Origin of the sequence: Nocardia sp. NPDC019323 (assembly GCF_044389845.1) — a bacterium.
Taxonomy (GTDB): Bacteria; Actinomycetota; Actinomycetes; order Mycobacteriales; family Mycobacteriaceae; genus Nocardia; species Nocardia implantans.
In genome coordinates this window covers 413,458-432,777 of the sequence record NZ_JBIRYN010000006.1, presented here as the reverse complement: position 1 = coordinate 432,777, position 19,320 = coordinate 413,458, and the positions used below count along the sequence as shown (strand labels likewise).

Genomic DNA, 19,320 nt, shown 5'->3' with positions numbered 1-19,320 from the left:
CGGTGTTCGGGCAGGCTGGCAGGTCTTGCGCTATACGTATACATCTACTTATAGTGAGATGACGGCCCGGAGGGTCCGGGAGCATCGAATCCGCATCGGTAGAGCGGGCCGGTCCACGGTAGACGCATGCCCACATGCGCACTGATCTATGAAACGGGGACAGTTATGACCAGTGATCCGAACAAGCCGCTTGATGCGGAGACCGTCGAGGCTCCGGCCTACGGCGTCACCATCGTGAAGGAATCGGCCGAGCCGGGCGACGCGGAGGAGCTGCGCCAGATCGTGTTGCGCGTGGGGCCGGGAGGCGGACGGCAGCAGCGGTTCTTCGGCAGGCTGCTCGGCGAATCCCGCGAATACGGCAAAGCCGGGATGAACGTGGTGCGGGTCTATGTGAGCCGCAAGGGCAAATTCGTGGTGCACCGCCGGGAGTCGGACTGGCGCGAAATGTCGGTCGCGATCGACTGGACCGAATGGAAGAATTGGCGCGAGCTGCTGCGGCCGGGCAGCGGCGAGCGTGAGTGGGGCGATTACACGGTGGAGATCGTGGACTCGCCCGCTGAGTTGCGCGGCCGGATTCCGGAGCACATCTACCGGACGGTCGTCGACGTGGCCGAGAACCCGAACTCGCAGGACCTGCAGATCTGAGATACCGCCGCTTTTCCACTTTCCGGAAAGGATCTATTCGCAGATGTTCGCACGACTGGGGGCCGTGGTCGTCCACAATCCGTGGAAGGTGATCGGCCTGTGGGTGCTGCTCGCCATCGCGGTGGTGGCCGCGGCGCCGGAGCTGAAATCCACCACAGACCAATCCGCGTTCCTACCCTCGCATTACGAGTCGATTCAAGCGCTGGAGTTGCAGCAGAAGGCTTTCCCGGACAGCTCGGCTCCCGCCGCGATCATCGTGTTCGCCCGGAAGGACGCCGCGCCGTTGACCGACGCGGACGCCGCCTCGGTCGTCTCGATCGGCAACGGCCTGCGCGAGGCGCAGATCAAGGACGTCATCGGGATACAACCGACGCCGCCGTCACAGAACCGCTTGGTGCAGATCATCGCGGTGCAGATGACGAAGGTGACCAATCCGAACGACACCACGCAGGGCGACGCGGTCAAGGCGCTGCGCAAGGAGTTGAAGGACCGCGTCGCGGGCACCGAGCTGAAGGCGGGCATCACCGGCCAAGCGGCGCAGGTGCTGGATCAGCGGGAATCGGGCGACAAGGGCTTGGCGATCGTCGGCATCGCCACCGTCGTGCTGATCCTGGTGCTGTTGCTGATCATCTTCCGCAGCCCCGTGATCGCGTTGCTGCCGATCGTCGTGATCGGCGCGATCTCCAGCATGGTCAGCGGGTTGATCGCCGTGGTCGCCAAGGCCTTCGACTTGCAGATCGACGCATCGATCAACGCCATCCTGGTGGTCGTGCTGTTCGGCGTCGGCACCGACTACATCCTGTTCCTGATGTTCCGTTACCGGGAGCGGCTGCGAGCCGGCGAGGATTCGAAGACCGCCATGGTCAGCGCCGTCACGCGGGTGGGTGAGGCGATCACGTCGGCGGCGGGCGCGGTGATCATCGCGTTCATGGCGCTGGTGTTGTCCACCCTCGGCATGTTCCGCGCCATGGGACCGGCGCTGGCGATCGCGGTGGCGGTCGCGCTGGCGGCGGGGCTGACGCTGGTTCCCGCGGTGGTCTCGCTGCTGGGCACCAAGGTGTTCTGGCCGTCGAAGGCGTGGCGCACCGAGCCGAAGGGGGCGCGGTTCACCGCGATCGGCAACGCGCTCGGCCGGCGGCCCGGTCTGTTCGCCGCGGTCTCCGGCGGAGTGCTGGTGGTGCTCGGGATCTTCGCCCTGGGGTTCCACCCGACGTTCGACCTCAGCTCCGGATCGACCTCGGAGGCCTCGGAATCCGTCGTCTACAGCAAGGAGTTGGTTAAGGGCCTGCCCGCCGGGACAACCCAGCCGACGGACGTCCTGTTGCAGTCCGGCGCAGGCGAATTGGCGGCCGACCAACTCACCGCCTATCGCGCCGCGCTGGCCGCGGTGCCGGGCGTGGGTCAGGTGGCCGAGCCGAAATTGTCCACGGACAAGTCGATCGCCGACTTCGCGGTGACGCTCGACGCCGCACCGGAATCGGACGCCGCGCTGGACACCGTCTCCGGCCCCCTGCGCGATGTCGCCCATTCGGCCGCGCCCGCAGGCGCCACCGCCGCGGTGGGCGGTCTGACTTCGGTCTTCGTCGACTTCCAAGAGGCGATGGCGCGTGACTACTCGATCGTCTTCCCGGTGGCGGCGATCCTGATCATGATCGTGCTGGGATTGCTGCTGCGCAGCCTGGTGGCGCCGTGGTACCTGATGGCCTCGGTGTTCCTCGGCTTCGCCGCCACGCTCGGCGCGGCGGTGCTGGTGTTCCAGCACTTCCGGGGCGAGACCGGCCTGATCTTCACGCTGCCGGTGATCATGTACCTGTTCGTGGTCGCGCTGGGCACCGACTACAACATCCTCATGGTCGCCCGGTTGCGGGAAGAGGCGCGCGAGGGCAACGAACCGAAACAGGCCGCGGCGCTGGCGGTGCGGCACACCGGCCCGACCATCGCGGCGGCCGGCGTGATCCTGGCGGGCACCTTCGCGTCGATGATGCTCGCGGGCAACAACGTCCTCGCGCAGATGGGCTTCGCCATCTCGGTGGGCATCGCGATCGCCGCCTTCGTCATGGCGATGTTCTTCACGCCCGCGCTCACGGCGCTGATCGGGCACAAGGCGTGGTGGCCTGGGCACGGGGACGAGAAGCCCGGTGGGGCGGGGCGGGAGTCTCGGGAGGTCGTCGGGAGTTCGGTCGGCGAGGGCTGATCGAAGCCGGAGCGTTCACCACCGACGCTCGCGAGATCGGAATAGAGCTGTGCGCCCATATCGTTGGGCGCACAGCTTTTCGTTCGATAACGCTCGTAGTGCGACGATCACCGATTGCGAAAACTACGGCACTACCCACCCGGTTCGAGTGAAGAGTCGGCTAATGAAGTAGTGGCGCGAGATTTCCTCGTAAGACGTCCCGTTTCGTCGGTGCTGACGAGTCCTGTCTTCTTTCCGCCAACTGGCCATGCTGCCTGGGATATCAAGCAGCGCCCCGCTAGAGTGGGGCTTCACAGCATCGAGGGAGGGCATGATGGCGCTGACAACTTCTCTGGCAGGCAGGGTACGGAATACCAGCCTCCCTAAAAGCCATTCGCTGTTGCCGCTGCTGGAGGCCGTCGTCAACGGTCTGCAAGCGATCGATGCACGCTTTGGTGAGGACACCGAACACGGCCACCTTCGGGTTACGATCCGGCGGAGCGGACAGGATGAGCTCGACTTCGACTTGTCCGACGCGGGCCGTGTGACGCTGAAACCGATAGCAGGATTTCTCATCGAGGACAACGGCGTGGGATTCACCCCAGCCAACATGAGCTCGTTCGAGACACTGGACAGTGACTACAAGGCGGAGATGGGTTGCCGCGGCGTAGGACGCCTGCTCTGGCTCAAGGCGTTCGACAGGATTTCGATACGGAGTACGTACCTCGACGACGACGGCGATCTTCGCGCACGGCAGTTCAAGTTCTCCGTAGACCGCGAAGTCGAGCACGACGAGGCGCCGGAGTGCTTCGATGAACCAGGCACAGTCGTCCATCTGGACGGATTCAAAGACGCCTTCCAGAGAAGCGCGCCGAAGACGGGCGAGACCATCGCCCGTGCGGTGTTCGAACACTGCATTTGGTACTTCCTCAGGCCCGGCGGCGCCCCTGACGTGACGATCGTCGATGACGAGGATGCGATCTCGCTGGCGAAACTGATGGAAGAATTCGTCTTCTCCGAGTTGCCTCAGACCGCCGTCGAGGTCAAAGGCAAAAAGTTCGACATGGTCAATCTTCGCCTCAAGTCCTCGACACGCAATTTCACGCCTCGGCTGTACTGGTGTGCGGCCAACCGCGTCGTTGTCGAGGAAAACCTCACCGGGAAGGTCCCAGGGCTGTACGGAAGGCTGAAGGACGACTCAGCAACCGAGTTCACATATGTCTGCTACCTGTCGTCCGATTTTCTGGACGCCCACGTTCGAGCTGATCGCACCGCGTTCGACATCAACGAACGACTGGCGGATCCGACGTTGGAAGACGATATCTCGCTGGAAGATATCCGTTCGGGCGTGCTGCGGGAAGTAGAACAGCTCCTTGCCGACTCACTCGCCGCAGCCCGCGACGCAGGCAAGCTGCGAGTCCTCGAGTTCGTCAGCAACCACGCGCCTCGGTATCGCCCGGTCCTTTCCAGGCTCGAGTCACTCGGTGTGACCGTGGACCCGTCGATCAAGGATGCAGACCTCGAACTCCTGCTTCATCGCAATCTACAGAAGCTGGAGGCCGATACCATCACTCAAGGCCAGGCGATCTTCGCAGAGGCCGGCTTCGCTCCCCTGGAGGAATACCGGGAACGCTTGAACCAGTACCTCGACAAAGTCAGGGACATCAATCAATCCGACCTGGCGGCGTATGTCTCCCGCCGTAGAGTGATTCTCGACCTATTGTCCAAGCTCATCAGGACGAACGAGCAGGGCAGGTATTCTCGAGAGGACGCTATCCACTCGCTGCTCATGCCTATGCGCACAGACTCGAATGAGATCGGCACCGACGCGGCCAATCTGTGGATCATCGACGAGCGGCTGGCTTTCCACGACTACCTCGCCTCCGATAAAACGCTCAAGAGCATGCCGATCACGGGTTCGGAGTCGACGAGGGAACCGGACATTCTTTCAACCCGACTCATCGACACGCCGGTGCTGGCAGCGGAGGGTGAGACGTTGCCATTGGCCTCGATCGTCGTGGTCGAGATCAAGCGGCCGATGCGGAACGACGTGTCGGAAGACAAGGACCCAATCCTTCAGTCGCTCGACTACGTGAAGCGCGTGCGAAGCGGCGGTGTAGTGACCGCTGCAGGACGTCCGATCCCGGCGTCACAGGATTCGCCGGCATTCTGCTATATCCTCGCCGACCTGACTCCGACACTGGTGAACAGGTGCGAGTATGCGAACTTGCGGCGGACTCATGACGGCCTTGGCTTCTTCGGCTTCAACGAGCCGGCCAAGGCGTACATAGAGGTCATGTCGTTCGACAGGCTCGTCAACGCCGCAACAGAGCGTAATCGAGCGTTTTTCGACAAGCTCGGATTGCCGTCGAGCTGACCGCCGAGTATGGCGGTTATCCGGTAAGCGAGTTGTGTTGAGGCGCAAGGCCCTAGGTAAGCGCTCAGACGATGGTTGCGTAGGGGCGGTGGACTTTGAGGGCTGAGTCCAGGACTCGGGTGACGGCGGAGCGGGGGAGGCCGAGTTCGTTGGCGATGGCGGGGGTGGAGCCGCCCTGGTCGGCTAGCGTCAGGATCTCTCTGACCTCCTCGATCGGGAGGTGGGACAGGCGGCGGCCGGTGATGGCGCGTGCGATCGCGGAGATCTCGTCGTCGTCGGTGTCGGCTTCCTCGGGCTCGGTGGGGAATTCATCGTCCTCGTCGTCGTCCGCCTCGAGGACGGGTATGGGTTCGACGCGCGGACGCGAGGGCTCGGGGGCTTCCTCGAGCGCCAATTGTTCGCTCTCCGTGTCGGCGGAGCGGTCGTTCTGCTCGGCGGTCGCCGACTTTCCGCGTTTCGCGCGCGGTGCGGTGGCGTTCGGGTGCACCTGAGCGGCAGTGTCGGCAGTCGCTGGGGGCGGTGTGCGCATGGGTTCGGTGGAGCCAGGGTGCCGGACTTCGTCTCCGTGATGCGCTCGCTCGATCGAACGGCCGTCTCGATCGGTAGACGCGTGCGGTGACGCGCCACCGTTCGCGCCTGCCGACGGGTGCTCACGGAACGCGAAGCCGTCGTGCAGGTCGGCGAGTGAAATCTGCTGTGCCGCTGGTTGCGAGAGCTGGCTGTCGGACGCGGGCGCTTCTGCTGGACTCGACGTTCCACGCTCGACATCGAGTGGGTGAGACTGTGGCGCTGGGGTTTCGTCGGCAGCGACGGCGTCCGTGGGGTGCTTGATGACGAGCGGCTCGGTGTGCTTGTCGACTGGGTCGGCAGGAGGCACTGTGCTGGTGGGTATCTCGGTGGAGTGACCGTTGGCTGCCGAAGCAATATCGTGCCCGTTGACCCGCGGGTGACCGGTCGTGTGGAACGCATCGTCGGTGCTGGGGTGGGCGGTGTTCCCGTCGCCACTCGAATACCGCACGGTGCCGTCGGCAGGGCTCGCCGGGATGATGTGGCCGTTGGTGGCAGGGCGCGAAGCGTGCCCGTTGGTGTGCGGGTGCGCGTTTCCGTTGGTGGGCGTCCGGTTGGTTTCGCCGTGGATCGGCAGTGGGTAGCCGTTCACGGGCAGGTCGTGCGAGTGGCCGTTGCGAGGACGCGAGAGCGCGGCGCCATTCGGACCGGTGACGGCCTCATGGCCGTTGCGTGATTGCTCGTCGGCGGAGTGCGAAGCGGTAGTGTGCGTTTCGCTGTCCACCGGGACCGTCCCCGTCCGAGGGAGGGTGACGGGATGGCCGTTGATCGGCGTATCGACGGCGTGACCGTTGGTCCTGCGCGCATCGGTCGGGCCCGAGGCGGCGGAACCTTCGTACATTTCGCTGTCCACGGCGTCCGCCGTCGTGGGCGGTGTGCGGTCGACGGTGATCGGATGGCCGCCGATCGGTGGTTCGGCCGGATGATCGTCGGCCGCCGACTTCCGGTGGGCGTGAGCCGGGGCAGGGGCGGCCGCTGCGGCCGGGTGGGTGAACTCGTCGGGACGAGCGTCCGTCGTCTTGTCCTGGACAGTGGCGCAGACCGGCGTTTCACGCCCGGCGGGAGTGCCCCGATGTTCGGTTCGCGTTCCTGGATTCGCGTCGTAGCGACCATCGGTCACGGGTGCGGCGTAGGTATCGCCTTCCGTAGCGAAGCGGCGGCTGTTCGTCGCCGCAATCGGCTGGTAGTCACCGTTCTCCGGCATACCCGCAGCGAATCGCGCATCGACCCGGACGGTGCGCGGGTCGGGATCGATCACCGGCGCTCCGTCGATGAGCACGGCGTACCGCGCGGAAACCCAGGCGTGCAACCAGATCACGACGCCGACCATCACCGGGGCGATCGCGTACTCGGCGGCGCGGCCGAGGTCGCCCGCGGCGAGATGCGGTCCGGTGTTGAGGGCGACGGTCGTGCCGAGCAGCGCCGCCTCGAAGAAGATCACCTTGCCGCGCGCCAGCTCCCGGCCCCAGCGCGCCGCGGTCGTCGCCGCGACCATGATGGTGATGACGGGGATGGAGATCATCGCCTCGATGCCGTAGCTCAACCAGTACAGCGGGTCGGACATGTCACCGCTGGGCACCAGATTGTGCTGCACGTTGACACCGGCCCAGACCATGCCGAGCACGACGACGGCGATCAAGGCGCGCGAGGACCACTCCGCACGCCGGTAGAGCTGCGCCAAGCGCGCGTCCTGGCTGGAGGCCCGCCGCCGTGCGGCCAGCGCGCGCCGATGCCAGCGGGCGTCGGCCTCCTCCGCGCGGCGCAACGCCGCGGCCGACTTCCGGTCGCGCCGCTCGGTGGCCAGCTCCGCCTCGATCGCCCTGCGCCGCTGCTCTCGGCGGCGCGCGCGAATCCATTCCGCCAACTCACGCTCCGCGGCGATCTCGCGTTCGGAGAGCACCTCCAGCAACGCCGGATCGAGCTGCAGGGGCAATTTGCCGCGCGCGGTCTCGACTTGCTGAGCCAGCGCGGCAATCTCGGAACTACCGTTCGAGGGTTCGTCGGGCATCGCGAGCCTTCCCAAGAGCAGGTCTCATGTCGTAGCGGTGGAGACATGATTGCTCGAACATATGTGTGATCGAAGTGAGATTAAACCGACCTGTTCCCGTGGTCAACGTAGCGGTCTCCCGGGGGGAAGGCGACACGCCGAACAGGCAAAATTCGCACCTCGCCGCGAATATCCGCATGAGCGGCGCTTTTATCGTTGGTCTCCGCGTGTCGAAACTCAGTTCGAATGCGCGCAGAGCGATCACGCGAATTCCGCCGCGTGGGGTTGCCGCCCGCGCGCTCGAGCCCGAGGGGAACGCGGAGCGACGGCGGCCGGTCACCGCGCGTTTCAGCGCGAAGCAAGACCGGGACCGCCGTTCGTGGCCGCCGGCGAAGTTTGCGACGACAAGTCGCGACAGAACTAACGCAGCGTGGTGTGCCAGACGATGGCGGCGGCCAACGCGCCCGCGCCGTTGACCGACCAGTGCAGGGCGATCGGGGCGAGCAGGCTGCCGCTGCGGTGGCGCAGCCAGGTGAACACGACGCCCGCCGCGGCCGTCGCGAGGACGGCGAGCAGGATGCCTGCGATCTGTCCGGTCACGCCGCCGCCGACGTACTCGCTCAGGCCGCGATTGCCAGAGGTGAGGCCGAGGGAGGACGCGATGTGCCAGAGGCCGAACAGCAGGGAGCCCGCCGCGAACACGCCGCGCGCGCCGTAGGCGCGGTGCAGGGTGCCGTGCAGTACGCCGCGGAAGGCCAGTTCCTCGGGGATCGCGGTTTGCAGCGGGATGACGATCATCGAGGCGATCAACGCGCCGGAGACGGTGGCGTAGCGATCGGCCAGGAAGAACGGACGGGTCATGGGCAGCGCCGCGCCGATCGCGACGGCTGCGAGGACCACTGCCACCGCGGCGAGCGCGTAGAGCGAGCCGCGCCGCCAGTGCCGGGGCGAAAGGCCCAGTTCCGACCAGCCGAGGCCGCGCCTGCGCATCAGCGCGAGCAAGGCGATCGCCGCGATCGGCACCGTGACGATGTTCGCCCACGCGGTGGTGAAATGCGCGATCAGATTGGTGCCCGCCAAGACCATCACTACCACGGCGACGTCGATGTAGGCGTGCAGTCTGTGGCGTGGGCGGGGCGGTGCTGCTAGGTCCGGCTCAGACATCTCGACCGAGTCTACGGAACAAGAACACGTTCACCATAGATTGCGGCGCTATTGCTGGATCGATCACTTTCCCGCCGCCGTCGCGGGCGGCGGGGGACGGCGCTCGCGTGGATGGCGAGGCGGGCGCCGGAGAGCCGTGTGTGGGGAGCGGGGCGGCGCTCGTCCGGGCAGGTACGGCGTTGAGCCGATCCGCGTCCGGTGGCGCTGCCCGGGCGAGCGCCGGTTGCGGCTCCGCTGGTTCAGCCGAACGGCGGGCGGATCGTGGATTCCTCAGCCGGCCCACCCGTGCGGATCGGTCCAGGCCTGGAGCGTGCGGGTGGTTTGGAAACGGCGTGGCTCGCGAGTGACCGGATCGGTGAACTCGAGCGAGGCGGCCAGCAGTTGCAGCGGCCTGGTGAAGTCGTCGACCGGCTTGTCGGTGAGCACCGGGTAGAAATCGTCACCCAGGATGGGGATGCCGAGGCTGTTCATGTGCAGGCGCAACTGGTGGGTCCGGCCGGTGTGCGGGCGCAGGCGGTAGCGGCCGAGTCCGTCGCGGTGCTCGAGCAGTTCAATCTCGGTCTCCGCGTTGGGCTCGCCTGGCACCTCCTGGGCCGCGAGCACCTGCTTCTCCTTGATGATCCGGCTGCGCACCACGCGGGGCAGTGTGAGGGCGGGATCGAATCGGGCGATCGCCTCGTACTCCTTGCGCACGGTGCGCTTGTGGAACATGGTCTGGTACGCGCCGCGGCGGGCGGGATCGACGACGAAGAGCACCAGTCCGGCCGTGACGCGGTCGAGCCGATGAGCCGGAACCAAGTCGGGGAGGTCCAGCTCCCGGCGCAGCCGCACCAGCGCGGTCTGGAGGATGTGCTGACCGCGCGGGATCGTGGCCAGGAAGTGCGGCTTGTCGACCACCAGGATGTCGTCGTCGCGATGGACGACGGGGATGTCGAACGGGACCACCGTCTCCTGGGGCAGATCGCGATGGAACCAGACCGCGCCGCCGGGCACGTACGGCGAGTCCGGGGCGATCGGACCCTCCAGGTCGACGATGCCGCCCGCGTGCAGCAGCTCATCGATGCGCGCAGGAGACACCCGGGGCAGGCGTTCCACCAGATGGTCCCGGATGGTCGCCCAGTGGCCCTGCTCCGGCAGTCGCAACCGGGCCGGGTCCAAGCCGTGCCGCTTCGGCAACGGCGGTTGTTGCCGCCTTCTCATCGGTACCGACCTTAATAGGCGCGGTCGGACGTCGTCCGTCCTCGGTCCGCGCATGGCCGGAGCCGAGGCGGAGGTACGCCTGACCGCAGGTCCGTGACCCGGGGTCGCGGGCTCAGTGTGCGCGGATCGCGATGCCGGGGTAATCGAGCACCAGGCCCGATTTGTCGTAGTCGAGGGTGCAGGCGAAGTCGAACTCCGGGGCGGTGTACTGGAAACGCGGCCCGTGCGCGCCGTCGGCCACGCGGACGTAGCGCTGCTCCAACCGGGCTACCGCGGCGCCGGAGGCGTATACGCAGGCCGCGGGGGCGTCCGCGCTGTCGCCGATCTCCCGCGCGGCCCGGTGCACCGGCAGCGCGTTGGTCAGCGCGGAGGACTCCAGGTCCACGTCCAGGCAGCCGTCGAGCAGCGGCGCGGGCATGCCGTCCAGCAGCCAGGAGCCCGCACCATCGGACTCCAGCACCAGCGTGTTCCAGCCGCCGGGCTTGCGCACGGCCACCTGAGCGCGGCGTGTGCGCCATTCGGTGTCCAGTGCGATCCGGTAGTCCACCACCCAGGGGTAGCCGTCCTCGACGGCTGTGGTGCAGCCGTCGATCAGCACGCCCTGCTCGGTGACCCGGAAATAGGCCACCTCGAATCCCTCGCGGGCGGTGCGATGCCGCCACGCGGCGGTGGGTGGCGGCGGCGCGAACATCATCGGGATCAGAATCCGCGCAGGCGATCGGGCGTCACACGCAGCACGACGGAGTACTCGGCGTAGAACTGCTCGTCGGTGATCCCGAGTGAGCGGAGGCCGTCGGCGTACTTCGTGGTGAAGGCGTCGATCTCCGCCGCGCCGGGGCGCTGCTCGACCACGCGCGCGGTGCCCGTGAGCACGACCACGTCGCCGCCGGTCGCGGTGCTGTTGAGATTCAGCGCGACCCGAGGGTTGCGCTGGATGTTGCGCACCTTCGGCTGGCCGGGCTTGCTGAAGATCAGGAATTCGCCGTCGCGCCACTGGAACCAGACGGGGTTGGGCTGCGGTGTGCCGGTGGGGCCGACGGTGGTCAGCCAGAGGACGGACTCGCGGTTCAGTCGCGCGGCGACTCTCGCGCCGAATTCGGTCTCGGTATCGACGACGGGGGCGGCGGAGCGATCGGATGCCGTTGCGGTCATGGCAAGGACAACGCCACCGCTGCCGTGACGATTCCGCCGCACGGACGACAGCCGCTCCGACACCGGGGGAACTCGTCGCGGCGACCACGGTGTGGCCGTCACGGCGTGGCCCGTTCGTCCAGCACCATCAGCCGGGCTTCGACCAGCGTCCTGCGTGCGCGCCTGCGGACCCGGCATATCTCGACGCCGCAGTCCAGGTGCACCTGCATGGCGCGGTGCGCTTGATTCGCGGTGAGTTCGCCAGGGTCTTTCGCGCAATTGGACAGAATCGAAAGGGTGTCTGCGCCAAACATATTCGTCACCCCTGTGTCCGATGGTTTCGCTTGCATGGGAAGTTAGCGATGCGCAGGGGCTATCGCGCCAGGACGCGGGTTCGTTCATGAAGGTTTCCCGAGCGCGTCGAGAATTCGAAAACAGAGGGTTCGCAGTAGTTTTCGCACATTGACGAAATAAGTCGCGAAAGACAACGCCTGGTGTGGGCCGCACCCTCGGGGTGGATCTCGCGTACGAGGCCGCGAGGCGGGTGTGGGGCCGGAGCGCCGGACGGGCTAAAGTAACTTAGCCTAACCTTCCTTAATAACCCCTTCTGTGTGAGTATGGGGCGAATCGGGAACGAACGCCGGGACGGGCGAGAGACGAGGACAGATGACGGTGGAGGCCGCGCCGCTGCCGGTGGCGGACACGGGGAACCGGCCGCCGAAGGCGGTGCTCAGAGAACACAAGCGGCGGGAGGCGCGGGCGCGCAAGGAGATCCTCGCGCCCGTGCGCGGGCACCTGGCCGCCGCGAGCGTCGTCATGGCCGTCGCGTCGGTGTGCGCGGTGGCGCCGTTCGTGCTGATCGTCGAAGTGTGCCGCGCACTGCTCGATCAACCCGTGGACACCGGCCGGGTCTGGCGACTGCTCGCGGTCGCCGCGGTGGTGCTGCTGGCCCGCGCCCTGCTCCAGGCCGGTGCGCTGACCTGGACGCATCTGGTCGACAGTGGTTACCAGCTCGCGGTGCGGCGGGCACTGGCCGCCAAGCTGACCAGGGTGCCGCTGGGCTGGTTCGGCGAGCGGACCTCGGGCGAGGTGAAGAAATACCTGCAAGACGACGTGGAGGCGCTGCACTACCTGGTGGCGCACGCGCGGCTGGAGTTCGTCGGCGCGCTCACCGTTCCGCTGGTCACCCTCGGCTACCTGGTCACGGTGCAGTGGCGGCTCGCCCTGGTGCTGCTGCTGCCGATCCTGGCCTACGCCGTGCTCTACAGCCGGATGATGGACCGCGACGGCCGGGACCGCTACGTCGTCTACACCCGCTCCGAGCAGCGCACCAAGGAAGCGGCCATCGAGTTCGTCGACGGCATCCAGGTGGTGCGCGCGTTCGGCCAGGCGGGCAAGGCGCACAGCGTCTTCCAGGACGCCGTCGAGCACCAGGCGCGCAGCGTCGACCGGCTGAAGACGCCGATCATCAAGGTGCAGGCGGCCTCCGACATCGTCGTCACCCCGGTGTTCGTGATGCTGGTCGTGGTCTTCGCCGGGCTGGCCGCGGTGGGTCTGGACTGGGTGCCGCCGCTGGACGTGCTGCCGTTCCTGCTGGTCGGCCTGGGCCTCGGCAGTTCGTTGCTCAACCTCGGCTACGGCGCGCAAGCGTTGCGCGCGGCGGCGGTCGCGGCGCAACGACTCTACGACCTGCAACAGACGCCGGAACTGAGCACCGACGCGCACGCATCCGATGCGGCGCCCTCCGCGCCCGCTGGACTGGTCCGGTTCGAAGGCGTCGGCTTCGGTTACCGCAGCGGCCACGACGTGCTGCACGACATCGATCTCGAACTCGCGCCGGGCACCATCACCGCGCTGGTCGGCCCCAGCGGCTCCGGCAAGTCGACGCTGGCCAAACTGCTGCCGCGCTTCTACGACGTGGGCGCGGGCCGGATCACCATCGGCGGCAGGGATATTCGTGACTTCCCGAGCGAAGAGCTCTATCGCACCGTTGGTTTCGTCTTCCAGGATGTGCGGCTGATCCGCGGGACCATCCGGGAGAACCTGCGCCTGGCCCATCCGGACGCCGATGACGCGGCGGTGGAAAAGGCGGCCCGCGCCGCGCAGATCCACGACCGGATCGTCGCGCTGCCACGCGGATACGACTCCGAGATCGGCGTCGACGCGACCCTCTCCGGCGGCGAGGCGCAACGGCTCTCCATCGCCCGCGCCCTGCTCGCCGACACCCCGGTGCTGGTGCTGGATGAGGCGACCGCCTTCGCGGACCCGGAATCCGAAGCCGCCGTGCAGGACGCGCTGGCAGTTCTGGTCGCGGGTCGCACCGTGCTGGTCATCGCGCACCGGCTGCACACCATCACCGGAGTGGATCGCATCCTCGTGCTCGAGGGGGGACGGCTGGTGGAGCAAGGCGAGCACGCGAGCCTGGTCGCCGCGGGCGGCACCTATCAGCGACTGTGGGAGATCAACGAGGCGGCGCTGGGCGAGATCGCCCTCGTCGAACGTGCGGAGGGCGTCCGATGATTCGCAAGGTACTCGACCTGGTTCCGGCCGAATTCGCCCACCTGACGCCGAGGTTGTTCGCCGCGATCGTGGCCCAGGCGCTCAGCCAGGCGCTGGCGTATCTGCTGCTGGTGCCGGTGTTGCAGGCGCTGTTCGACGACGACCTCGGCCGCGCGTGGCTGTGGGCGCTGGGCATGCTGGCCGCGGTCGCGGGCGTGGTGGTGTTCGGTTACCTGCAGGCCGCGATCGGACTGCGCGTCGGCGTCGGCATGCAGCGCGGATTGCAGACCCGGCTCGGCGACCACCTCAACGCGCTGCCGCTGGGCTGGTTCGAGACCCACGACGCCGGACCGCTGGGACGGCTGATGGTCGAGAACGTGCGCGAACTGCAGGGCCTGGTCGCCTACCTGCTGGCCAAGATCCTGACCGGCGTCATCGTCCCGCTCGCGGTCGCGGTGGGCATGCTGCTGGTCGACTGGCGTATCGCGGTGGCGATGCTGCTCGCCGCGCCGGTGCTCTATCTGGTCAACGGCCTGGCGAATCGCGCCTACACCGGCGCGGACAAGCGCCTGCACGCCGCGGCGGCCGAAGCCGATTCGCGCGTCATCGAATTCGCGCAGGCGCAGCCGGTCCTGCGGGCCTTCGGCGCGGTGGGCGCGGGCAACCGCGCGCTCGACGCGGCGCTGGCCGGGCAGCGGTCGGCGGGTGCGCGCATGGTCTTCGCCAGCGTGCCGGGCCTGATCCTGTTCGCGCTGTTCGTGCAGGCGGTGTTCCTGCTGCTGGTGTACGTCGCGGTCGCCCGGGTGACCGACGGCGCGATCTCGGCCGCCGCCGCCGTCGCGCTCGTCGCGGTGAGCTCGCGATTCATCGAACCGGTCAATCAAGCCGCGCAGTTGGGCAACGCGCTGCGCTCGGCGGCGACGGCCGCGGACCGGATCACCGAATTGCTCGCCGAACCGGTGCTGCCGGAGGCCACCGCCCCGGTCACGCCCGGCGCGCCATCGGTGATCTTCGACGACGTGAGCTTCGGCTATCGCGATGGCGAGCCGGTGCTGTCGGGCGTCACCTTCAGCGTTCCCGCGGGCACCACCACGGCCATCGTCGGACCGAGCGGCGCGGGCAAGACGACCCTGCTGCGGCTGGCCGCCCGGTTCTACGACGTGGATTCCGGCCGGGTGGCGGTGGGCGGGCACGACGTGCGTGACCAGCCGTCGGCGACGCTGTTGAGCCAGCTGTCGCTGGTCTTCCAGAACGTCTACCTGTTCGACCAGTCGGTGGCCGACAACATCAGGATCGGCAAGCCCGGGGCGGACGACGCCGAGGTGCGGCGCGCGGCCGAAGCGGCGCGGGTGGACGAGATCGTCGAGCGTCTTCCCGACGGTTTCGACACCCGCGTCGGCGAGGGCGGCACCGCGTTGTCGGGCGGTGAGCGGCAACGCGTCTCGATCGCGCGGGCGCTGCTGAAGGACGCGCCGATCGTATTGCTGGACGAGGCGACCAGCGCGCTCGACCCGCACAGCGAGGCGGTGGTTGTGCGCGGCGTGCACGAGATCACCAGGGACAAGACGGTCATCGTCGTCGCGCACCGGCTCGCCACCATCGCGCACGCCGACCAGATCCTGTTCCTGGACGGTGGCCGCATCGTCGAGCGCGGCACGCACGACGAACTGCTGGCGCTGGGCGGCCGCTACGCCGCCTTCTGGAACGAGCGCTCCCGCGCGACGGGTTGGCGGCTGGAACCGGCTCCGGCCTAGGCGGGCACGAGGTCCCGTCGCCGGACAGGCGGCGGGGCCCCGCATCGGTGGGAGTTACTTCCAGTAGGCGCGCGCTTTGATCGCGGTTTTCGGCAGCGCGTGCGCGGTTTTGAGCGTCTTGACGATCGAGCGGGTGGTGTGACCGTCGCAGGCCACCCAGGCGAAAGCGTCCTCCGGGCAGTCGATCTCGTGGGCCTGCTCGCGCATCAGCCGCCCGTCGTCGACGCGCTGCAGCCAGGTGACCTGGTGGTGCGGCTTGTTGCGGACCGGGAGGGTGCGGTCGGACTCGTACTGCCATTCCAGCCAGACCCGTGCCGGGGTGTCGCCGATCGCGTCGAGCAGGGAGTTGATCGCGGGCAGCGACGCGGTGTCACCGAAGATCAGATACTCGCTGTGGGCGGTCTCCGGCAGCTGGAAGTCCGAACCGAGGACCGAGGCATCGATCTCGTCGCCCACCACGGCATTTCGAGCCCATTCCGCGGCCGGGCCGTCGTGCAGGGCGAATTCGATCCAGAAGCGGTCGTTCTCCGGGTCGGGGTCGACCAGGGTGTATCCGCGCTGATGTTCTCTGTCCCCGTTGGGGATCCACAGCCGCACCCACTGGGTCGGGTGCACCGGATGGTCGGCGAGCAGGCCCCCCGCGCTGAAACCGAGCCGGACGAACTTGTCGGTGATCTGCTCGGTCGAGGTGACGGTCAGCCGATAGTCATCGGCCCGCCACGCCTTCAACATCAAGCCTTCGAATCCTCTGCCCATGCGACTAAGGCTAGCCTAATCACACTTGGAAGTGGAGGCGTAGGCCGTGCCGACGCGAAAACGGCCCCGGAACTCGGAAGCCGAGTTCGACGGGACCGTTTTCGCGCCGCGGTCGATCAGACGCTGCAGGGGACCGACGCGTAGTAGCCGATGGTGCACTCCGATTCGCGGGTCAGCTTCCAGGTGCCATCGATCCGGCGCCAGGACACCTCGATCGCCGGGAAGGGGGAGAAGCCGTCGACGGTGGTCATCAAGTTGGCGGAGAGGGTGTCACCGTTGACGCTGACCGGACCCTGGACCGACCAGCGGAAGCTGGGCACCGAGTTCATCACGCCGGCGATCTGATCGATCATCGGCAGTCCCGCCTCGCCCGCCTCCAGTTCGGCGGCGCGGGCGGAGCGCGACGCTCCGGTGTTCAGCAGCACCTGCAACTTGGCCTGCAGTTCCCCGACCGAAGGCGCCGCGGTGCGGACCACGGCGGGCGCCGCGGTAGCGGGGGCGATGCCGGCGAATCCGCCGACGAGCGTGGCCGAGACGATGGCGAAGGCCGCCGCGGTTGCTCTGATCTTGCGGTTGTTCATCTGCGTACTTCCGTTTCGTTCCAGGGCGATTGCTCGCCTGCCCCTGCGGAGTTCGCCACAGGAGCGGTTGCCTCTAGCAATATAAGGTAAGCCTATGCAAACATGTGTGCGTGCATGTCCAGTCTCACGGTGACGCCGTCGCGGGCGACCAGCCGCACAGCTGAGTGCCCGACCGATAGCTGAGCAGTGGCTGGAAACACAGATGGGAGAACCGGTGGACAGACTTCTCGTGGTCGGTGGCGGCCCCAAGGCCATGGCCGTGGCGGCGAAGGCGCACGTGCTGCGCGAACTGGGATTGGCGGCGCCGGAGGTCGTCGTCGTGGAATCGCAGGCGGTCGGCGGCAATTGGCTCTCCAGCGGCGGATGGACCGACGGTCAGCACCGGCTCGGCACCAGCCCGGAGAAGGATGTCGGCTTCCCGTATCACTCGACCTGGGCGCGGGGGCACAATCGCGCCATCAACGAGGCGATGCAGCGGTTCAGCTGGACCTCTTTCCTGATCGAGCGCGGCACCTACGCCGAATGGGTGGACCGGGGCAGGCCGCATCCGCACCACCATGTGTGGGCGAAATACTTGCAGTGGGTCGCGCGCAAGACCGGGGTCGAGCTGGTGCTCGGCACGGTGCGCACCATCTCGGCGGCCGCCGACGGCTGGCTGGTCCGCGTGGTGGACGCGAACGGCGTCGAATCCGAACTCGACGCCGACCGGTTGATGATCACCGGCCCCGGGCGCAGCGACCGCGCGCTCGCCCGGCACCCGAAAATGCTGAGCATCGCCGAATTCTGGGATCTGGCCTGCCGCAGGCGGTTGCCCGCGTCCTCGCGGGCGGCGGTGATCGGCGGTGGGGAGACCGCCGGATCGGCGCTGGACGAACTGGTGCGTCACGACGTGCTGACCGTGTCGGTGATCTCCCCGGCGGCCACGATCTACACCCGCGGCGAGAGCTTCTTCGAGAACTCGCTCTACAGCGATCCGGCCAAGTGGCGGGCGCTGAGCCTGGGGGAGCGGCGGGATGTGGTGCGGCGCACCGATCGCGGCGTCTTCTCGGTGCGGGTGCAGGAGAATCTGCTCGCCGACAGCCGGGTCCATCATCTGCAGGGCCGGGTGGTGCGGGTGGCCGATCAAGGTGATGGGGTCGCGTTGACCCTGCGCAACGATCTGCGCCCGGATCAGGTGCACGCGTTCGACTTGGTGGTCGACGCGACCGGCGGGCAGCCGCTGTGGTTTCTCGAACTGTTCGATTCCGACGCCGCCGATCTGCTGGAGCTGGCCATCGGCGGGCCGGTCACCCAGGCGCGGCTGGAGGCGGCCATCGGCCACGACCTCGCCGTCTCCGGACTCGAGGCGAAGCTCTATCTGCCGAATATGGCGGGGCTGGCACAGGGGCCGGGATTCCCGAATCTCAGCTGCCTGGGCGAACTTTCGGATCGAGTGCTGGCCGGTGCGCCGGTGCGCTCGGCCACAGTGCGCCACTTCGGAGCGAACTCGGCATTTGCATAGGGTAGGCTAGCCTTACTTAGAGTTCGTCGAGGATAGGTTCGGTATGCGCATCGTGTCGTTCGGCTTCCAGACCTGGGGCCGCAAAACCCTGCAGGCCCTGATCGATTCCGGTCACGACGTGGTGCTCGCGGTGACGCATCCGGCCAGCGAACAGTCCTACAAGGCCATCTGGTCGGATTCGGTCGAGGAACTGGCGCGCGAGCACGGGATCCCGGTGCACCTGACCGAGCGCGCCGACGCGGAGACCATCGACCTGGTCAAGCGGGCCGAGCCGGACGTCATCGTGGTGAACAGCTGGTACACCTGGATGCCGCCGGAGCTGTACAACCTGCCTCCGCACGGCACGCTCAACCTGCACGATTCGCTGCTGCCCAAATTCACCGGCTTCTCGCCGGTGCTGTGGGCGCTGATCAGCGGGGAGACCGAGTTCGGGCTGACCGTGCACCGGATGGACGAGCAACTGGACACCGGCGACATCCTGGTGCAGCATTCGCTGCCGATCGGCCCGGAGGCCACCGGCACCGAACTCGTGCTCGCCGGAATGGAACTGATTCCCGGGGCCGTGCGGGAAGCGTTGCACGCGCTGGAGACCGGCACCGCGGTGTGGCGGCCGCAGGACAAGACGCAGCGAACCTACTTCCACAAGCGGTCCGAGCGCGACAGCCGCATCGACTGGCGCACCCACGCGGTCGATCTGGAGCGGTTCGTCCGCGCCCTTTCCGAGCCGTACCCGCGCGCGTTCAGCTACTACCGCGGCGAGAAGATCGAGGTGCTGGCGGCGCGCGTGTCGGAGGCGCGCTACGGCGGCACGCCCGGCCGGGTGATCGTGCAGGAGGGCGGCGGCACCGTGGTCTGCGGGCCGGACGCCTACCGGGGCAACCCCGGCTTGGTGCTGACCCGGGTGCGCACGTCGGACGGGGTGGAACGGTCGGGAGCCGAATTCTTCACGCGCGGGGGCTATCTCACCGATTCGCCGGAGTGATCC

The 19,320-nt window shown here is 67.6% G+C and carries 15 protein-coding genes; 7 read left to right on the top strand and 8 right to left on the bottom strand.

All coding sequences use genetic code 11. From position 1 onward, the window contains the following. The first annotated feature begins 165 nt into the window (after window positions 1-165). The 3 genes from ACH49X_RS23925 (at window position 166) to ACH49X_RS23915 (ending at window position 5,195) form a co-directional block, all read left to right on the top strand. On the top strand, window positions 166-645 hold the full coding sequence (locus tag ACH49X_RS23925) for an EXLDI protein (RefSeq protein ID WP_195080343.1): 480 nt from the start codon (window positions 166-168) through the stop codon (window positions 643-645). Between the two features lie 43 nt (window positions 646-688). After that, entirely contained in the window at window positions 689-2,839 is a 2,151-nt protein-coding gene (locus ACH49X_RS23920; protein ID WP_357106736.1) for an MMPL family transporter, read from the top strand. Window positions 2,840-3,152: 313 nt separating this feature from the next. Next, a complete protein-coding gene (locus ACH49X_RS23915) occupies window positions 3,153-5,195 on the top strand; it encodes an ATP-binding protein (RefSeq protein WP_357106733.1) in 2,043 nt (680 codons plus the stop codon). Window positions 5,196-5,259: 64 nt separating this feature from the next. Here the strand turns inward: ACH49X_RS23915 and ACH49X_RS23910 are convergent, their stop codons facing one another. The 6 genes from ACH49X_RS23910 to ACH49X_RS23885 form a co-directional block, all read right to left on the bottom strand. Next, window positions 5,260-7,770, bottom strand: coding sequence for a hypothetical protein (locus ACH49X_RS23910; protein ID WP_357207721.1), 2,511 nt, complete (start codon window positions 7,768-7,770; stop codon window positions 5,260-5,262). Window positions 7,771-8,169: 399 nt separating this feature from the next. Continuing rightward, the gene (locus ACH49X_RS23905; RefSeq protein ID WP_195080347.1) at window positions 8,170-8,913 is read right to left on the bottom strand and encodes a CPBP family intramembrane glutamic endopeptidase; all 744 of its coding nucleotides are present in this window, start codon (window positions 8,911-8,913) and stop codon (window positions 8,170-8,172) included. 270 nt (window positions 8,914-9,183) lie between these two features. Next, on the bottom strand, window positions 9,184-10,113 hold the full coding sequence (locus tag ACH49X_RS23900; RefSeq protein ID WP_357207719.1) for an RluA family pseudouridine synthase: 930 nt from the start codon (window positions 10,111-10,113) through the stop codon (window positions 9,184-9,186). 112 nt (window positions 10,114-10,225) lie between these two features. Next, window positions 10,226-10,807: a putative glycolipid-binding domain-containing protein gene (locus ACH49X_RS23895; RefSeq protein ID WP_195080349.1), complete on the bottom strand. Its 582-nt coding sequence runs from the start codon at window positions 10,805-10,807 to the stop codon at window positions 10,226-10,228. A gap of 5 nt (window positions 10,808-10,812) precedes the next feature. Next, window positions 10,813-11,265: a TIGR03667 family PPOX class F420-dependent oxidoreductase gene (locus tag ACH49X_RS23890; RefSeq protein WP_195080350.1), complete on the bottom strand. Its 453-nt coding sequence runs from the start codon at window positions 11,263-11,265 to the stop codon at window positions 10,813-10,815. Window positions 11,266-11,363: 98 nt separating this feature from the next. Continuing rightward, the gene (locus ACH49X_RS23885) at window positions 11,364-11,558 is read right to left on the bottom strand and encodes a hypothetical protein (RefSeq protein ID WP_195080652.1); all 195 of its coding nucleotides are present in this window, start codon (window positions 11,556-11,558) and stop codon (window positions 11,364-11,366) included. Window positions 11,559-11,910: 352 nt separating this feature from the next. Between ACH49X_RS23885 and ACH49X_RS23880 the strand changes: the two genes are divergently transcribed. Both ACH49X_RS23880 and ACH49X_RS23875 read left to right on the top strand, forming a co-directional pair. Beyond that, the gene (locus ACH49X_RS23880) at window positions 11,911-13,764 is read left to right on the top strand and encodes an ABC transporter ATP-binding protein (RefSeq protein WP_195080351.1); all 1,854 of its coding nucleotides are present in this window, start codon (window positions 11,911-11,913) and stop codon (window positions 13,762-13,764) included. Beyond that, entirely contained in the window at window positions 13,761-15,497 is a 1,737-nt protein-coding gene (locus ACH49X_RS23875; protein ID WP_195080352.1) for an ABC transporter ATP-binding protein, read from the top strand. Before ACH49X_RS23880 ends, ACH49X_RS23875 begins: the two co-directional genes overlap by 4 nt. A 54-nt stretch (window positions 15,498-15,551) precedes the next feature. On the opposite strand, the gene ACH49X_RS23870 is transcribed toward ACH49X_RS23875, so the two are convergent. Both ACH49X_RS23870 and ACH49X_RS23865 read right to left on the bottom strand, forming a co-directional pair. Continuing rightward, window positions 15,552-16,253: a siderophore-interacting protein gene (locus ACH49X_RS23870; protein WP_357207716.1), complete on the bottom strand. Its 702-nt coding sequence runs from the start codon at window positions 16,251-16,253 to the stop codon at window positions 15,552-15,554. A gap of 116 nt (window positions 16,254-16,369) precedes the next feature. Further along, window positions 16,370-16,834 carry a hypothetical protein gene (locus ACH49X_RS23865; protein WP_195080354.1) on the bottom strand — a complete coding sequence of 155 codons (465 nt, stop codon included), beginning with the start codon at window positions 16,832-16,834 and terminating at the stop codon, window positions 16,370-16,372. 214 nt (window positions 16,835-17,048) lie between these two features. Here ACH49X_RS23865 and ACH49X_RS23860 point away from each other — a divergent pair, with 214 nt between their 5' ends. Together ACH49X_RS23860 and ACH49X_RS23855 are read left to right on the top strand one after the other, a co-directional pair. After that, complete coding sequence (locus ACH49X_RS23860) at window positions 17,049-18,335, top strand: SidA/IucD/PvdA family monooxygenase (protein WP_357207713.1); 1,287 nt, start codon at window positions 17,049-17,051, stop codon at window positions 18,333-18,335. 43 nt (window positions 18,336-18,378) lie between these two features. Continuing rightward, window positions 18,379-19,317, top strand: a complete 939-nt coding sequence (locus ACH49X_RS23855) for a methionyl-tRNA formyltransferase (RefSeq protein WP_357106715.1) — start codon at window positions 18,379-18,381, stop codon at window positions 19,315-19,317. Window positions 19,318-19,320: the final 3 nt, after the last annotated feature.